Source organism: Mycetocola sp. Y442 (genome assembly GCF_056898615.1).
In genome coordinates, this window is sequence record NZ_JBXHBV010000004.1 from 1 (window position 1) to 5,328 (window position 5,328).

2 rRNA genes are annotated in these 5,328 nt (G+C 54.0%); both read left to right on the forward strand.

The annotated features are described in order from the left end of the window. Window positions 1-11: 11 nt before the first annotated feature. Window positions 12-1,536: ribosomal RNA gene (locus AC1X6S_RS15810) — 16S ribosomal RNA — on the forward strand. Window positions 1,537-1,988: 452 nt separating this feature from the next. Next, window positions 1,989-5,211: ribosomal RNA gene (locus AC1X6S_RS15815) — 23S ribosomal RNA — on the forward strand. The 16S and 23S rRNA genes sit together here, the layout of an rRNA operon. The last annotated feature ends 117 nt before the right edge of the window (window positions 5,212-5,328 follow it).

A 5,328-nucleotide genomic window follows, 5' to 3' on the forward strand; every position in this document is an offset into this window, starting at 1 on the left:
GCAATTAAACATTTACGGAGAGTTTGATCCTGGCTCAGGACGAACGCTGGCGGCGTGCTTAACACATGCAAGTCGAACGATGATCCAGAGCTTGCTCTGGTGATTAGTGGCGAACGGGTGAGTAACACGTGAGTAACCTGCCCTTGACTCTGGGATAAGCGTTGGAAACGACGTCTAATACCGGATACGAACCGCGAAGGCATCTTCAGTGGTTGGAAAGAATTTTGGTCAAGGATGGACTCGCGGCCTATCAGGTAGTTGGTGAGGTAATGGCTCACCAAGCCTACGACGGGTAGCCGGCCTGAGAGGGTGACCGGCCACACTGGGACTGAGACACGGCCCAGACTCCTACGGGAGGCAGCAGTGGGGAATATTGCACAATGGGCGAAAGCCTGATGCAGCAACGCCGCGTGAGGGACGACGGCCTTCGGGTTGTAAACCTCTTTTAGCAGGGAAGAAGCGAAAGTGACGGTACCTGCAGAAAAAGCACCGGCTAACTACGTGCCAGCAGCCGCGGTAATACGTAGGGTGCAAGCGTTGTCCGGAATTATTGGGCGTAAAGAGCTCGTAGGCGGTTTGTCGCGTCTGCTGTGAAAACTGGAGGCTCAACCTCCAGCCTGCAGTGGGTACGGGCAGACTAGAGTGCGGTAGGGGAGATTGGAATTCCTGGTGTAGCGGTGGAATGCGCAGATATCAGGAGGAACACCAATGGCGAAGGCAGATCTCTGGGCCGTAACTGACGCTGAGGAGCGAAAGGGTGGGGAGCAAACAGGCTTAGATACCCTGGTAGTCCACCCCGTAAACGTTGGGAACTAGATGTGGGGACCATTCCACGGTCTCCGTGTCGCAGCTAACGCATTAAGTTCCCCGCCTGGGGAGTACGGCCGCAAGGCTAAAACTCAAAGGAATTGACGGGGGCCCGCACAAGCGGCGGAGCATGCGGATTAATTCGATGCAACGCGAAGAACCTTACCAAGGCTTGACATATACGAGAACGCGTTAGAGATAACGAACTCTTTGGACACTCGTATACAGGTGGTGCATGGTTGTCGTCAGCTCGTGTCGTGAGATGTTGGGTTAAGTCCCGCAACGAGCGCAACCCTCGTTCTATGTTGCCAGCACGTAATGGTGGGAACTCATGGGATACTGCCGGGGTCAACTCGGAGGAAGGTGGGGACGACGTCAAATCATCATGCCCCTTATGTCTTGGGCTTCACGCATGCTACAATGGCCAGTACAAAGGGCTGCGATACCGTAAGGTGGAGCGAATCCCAAAAAGCTGGTCCCAGTTCGGATTGAGGTCTGCAACTCGACCTCATGAAGTCGGAGTCGCTAGTAATCGCAGATCAGCAACGCTGCGGTGAATACGTTCCCGGGCCTTGTACACACCGCCCGTCAAGTCATGAAAGTCGGTAACACCCGACGCCGGTGGCCTAACCCTTTATTGGGAGGGAGCCGTCTAAGGTGGGATTGGTAATTAGGACTAAGTCGTAACAAGGTAGCCGTACCGGAAGGTGCGGCTGGATCACCTCCTTTCTAAGGAGCACGTGCCAGTCCGTCTGTATACAGCGGAACATACTGGCCAGTCAGTTCAGGGACGAACGTTCCTGCTGGCGCTCATGGGTGGAACATTGACATTGATACGAATCTCAACGATTCGACGTAAGTACGCTCCCACTTGTGGGAGAAGGAACAGGTCGCTTTGACGGGGTTTGTATGTTGCACGCTGTTGGGTCCTGAGGGACCGGAACGGAACGCTTTCGAGTGTTTCGGACTGTACCTCTGGACCTTCTCCTGTTTGGCAGAACCGTAATGGTGGTCGGCAGGGTGGGTACCGCCCGTACTTTGAGAACTACACAGTGGACGCGAGCATCTTTTGACTCGGACTTCGGTTCGAGTCGAAAACAACAATTGACTCAGGCATTTATGTTTGAGTCCATTGGTCAATTTTTTCGAGATAGATTTTCGATTTTCAAAACTCATGTGATTGGCAAGTTTTTAAGAGCAAACGGTGGATGCCTTGGCATCTGGAGCCGAAGAAGGACGTAGTAATCTGCGATAAGCCTCGGGGAGCTGATAAACAAGCTGTGATCCGAGGGTGTCCGAATGGGGAAACCCCGCCAGGGGCTGCAAGGTTACCTGGTGACTCCCGCCTGAATATATAGGGCGGGTAGAGGGAACGTGGGGAAGTGAAACATCTCAGTACCCACAGGAAGAGAAAACAACAGTGATTCCGTTAGTAGTGGCGAGCGAACCCGGAAGAGGCTAAACCGTGCATGTGTGATACCCGGCAGGGGTTGCATGTTCGGGGTTGTGGGACTTTTCAGCATTTGGCTGCCGCCGGTGCGACGTTACAGAGCGTGATAGACGAACAGGATTGAAAGCCTGGTCATAGAGGGTGCGAACCCCGTAGTCGAAATTTCGTGATGGCGTGAAGAGTATCCCAAGTATCACGGGGCCCGAGAAATCCCGTGTGAATCTGTCAGGACCACCTGATAAGCCTAAATACTCCCAGATGACCGATAGTGAACAAGTACCGTGAGGGAAAGGTGAAAAGTACCCCGGGAGGGGAGTGAAATAGTACCTGAAACCGTTTGCTTACAAACCGTTGGAGCAGCCTTGTAGCTGTGACAGCGTGCCTTTTGAAGAATGAGCCTGCGAGTTAGTGATATGTGGCGAGGTTAACCCGTGAGGGGTATCCGTAGCGAAAGCGAGTCTGAATAGGGCGATTCAGTCGCATGTCCTAGACCCGAAGCGAAGTGATCTATCCATGGCCAGGTTGAAGCGTGTGTAAGAGCACGTGGAGGACCGAACCCACTTAGGTTGAAAACTGAGGGGATGAGCTGTGGATAGGGGTGAAAGGCCAATCAAACTTCGTGATAGCTGGTTCTCTCCGAAATGCATTTAGGTGCAGCGTTGCGTGTTTCTTGCCGGAGGTAGAGCTACTGGATGGCTAATGGGCCCTAAAAGGTTACTGACGTCAGCCAAACTCCGAATGCCGGTAAGTGAGAGCGCAGCAGTGAGACGGTGGGGGATAAGCTTCATCGTCGAGAGGGAAACAACCCAGACCACCAACTAAGGTCCCCAAGCGCGTGCTAAGTGGGAAAGGATGTGGAGTTGCACAGACAACCAGGAGGTTGGCTTAGAAGCAGCCACCCTTGAAAGAGTGCGTAATAGCTCACTGGTCAAGTGATTCCGCGCCGACAATTTAACGGGGCTCAAGCACGCCACCGAAGTTGTGGCATTGATATTTATAGGCAGGCCTTCGTGGTCCAGCCGTATTGATGGGTAGGAGAGCGTCGTGTGGCGAGCGAAGCGGCGGTGTAAACCAGCCGTGGATGCCACACGAGTGAGAATGCAGGCATGAGTAGCGAAAGACGGGTGAGAAACCCGTCCTCCGAAAGACCAAGGGTTCCAGGGCCANGAAACCAGCCGTGGATGCCACACGAGTGAGAATGCAGGCATGAGTAGCGAAAGACGGGTGAGAAACCCGTCCTCCGAAAGACCAAGGGTTCCAGGGCCAGGCTAATCCGCCCTGGGTAAGTCGGGACCTAAGGCGAGGCCGACAGGCGTAGTCGATGGACAACGGGTTGATATTCCCGTACTGACGAAGAACCGCCCAAGCTAATCCAGTGATGCTAAGAGTCTGAATCCTGCTGATTGATCCCTTCGGGGTGAGACGGTGGGCCTAGCGCTCGACCCTATGCTGGTGCGGTTAGCGTATTAACAGGTGTGACGCAGGAAGGTAGTCGGTCCTGGGCGATGGTTGTCCCAGGCCAAGGTTGTAGGCCGAGAGATAGGCAAATCCGTCTCTCATATAAGGCTGAGAGCTGAAGGGGAGCCCGTAAGGGCAAGATCCGATGATCCTATGCTGCCAAGAAAAGCATCGGCGCGAGGTTCAAGTCACCCGTACCCCAAACCGACTCAGGTGGTCAGGTAGAGAATACCAAGGAGATCGAGAGAATCGTGGTTAAGGAACTCGGCAAAATGCCCCCGTAACTTCGGGAGAAGGGGGGCCTGACACGTCAACGGACTTGCTCCGGGACGCGTGGTAGGGCCGCAGAGACCAGTGGGAAGCGACTGTTTACTAAAAACACAGGTCCGTGCCAAGTCGCAAGACGATGTATACGGACTGACGCCTGCCCGGTGCTGGAAGGTTAAGAGGAACGGTTAGCCGCAAGGCGAAGCTGAGAATTTAAGCCCCAGTAAACGGCGGTGGTAACTATAACCATCCTAAGGTAGCGAAATTCCTTGTCGGGTAAGTTCCGACCTGCACGAATGGCGTAACGACTTCCCAGCTGTCTCAACCGCGAACTCGGCGAAATTGCACTACGAGTAAAGATGCTCGTTACGCGCAGCAGGACGGAAAGACCCCGTGACCTTTACTACAGCTTGGTATTGGTGTTCGGTGTGGCTTGTGTAGGATAGGTGGGAGACTGTGAAGCTGGCACGCTAGTGTCGGTGGAGTCATTGTTGAAATACCACTCTGGTCATATTGGATATCTAACTTCGAACCGTAATCCGGTTCAGGGACAGTGCCTGGTGGGTAGTTTAACTGGGGCGGTTGCCTCCTAAAAAGTAACGGAGGCGCCCAAAGGTTCCCTCAATCTGGTTGGCAATCAGATGTCGAGTGTAAGTGCACAAGGGAGCTTGACTGTGAGACTGACAAGTCGAGCAGGGACGAAAGTCGGGACTAGTGATCCGGCAGTGGCTTGTGGAAGCGCTGTCGCTCAACGGATAAAAGGTACCTCGGGGATAACAGGCTGATCTTGCCCAAGAGTCCATATCGACGGCATGGTTTGGCACCTCGATGTCGGCTCGTCGCATCCTGGGGCTGGAGTAGGTCCCAAGGGTTGGGCTGTTCGCCCATTAAAGCGGTACGCGAGCTGGGTTTAGAACGTCGTGAGACAGTTCGGTCCCTATCCGCTGCGCGCGCAGGAAATTTGAGAGGATCTGACCCTAGTACGAGAGGACCGGGTTGGACGAACCTCTGGTGTGTCAGTTGTTCCGCCAGGAGCACCGCTGATTAGCTACGTTCGGGATGGATAACCGCTGAAAGCATCTAAGCGGGAAGCCGGCCTCAAGATGAGATTTCCATGCCTTCGGGCGAGAGGCTCCCAGCTAGACTACTGGGTTGATAGGCCGGATGTGGAAGAGAGGACTAAAGACTCTCGGAGCTGACCGGTACTAATAAGCCGATAACTTACCAATCATCCCACCCTTGTGGTGGAGCATGAGTTTTGAGGTAAATCGAATTTCGTGATCGATAAAATTCACGATGCGTAGCGTCCACTATGTGGTTCTCGATGTACGGTCGAGAACCGAACA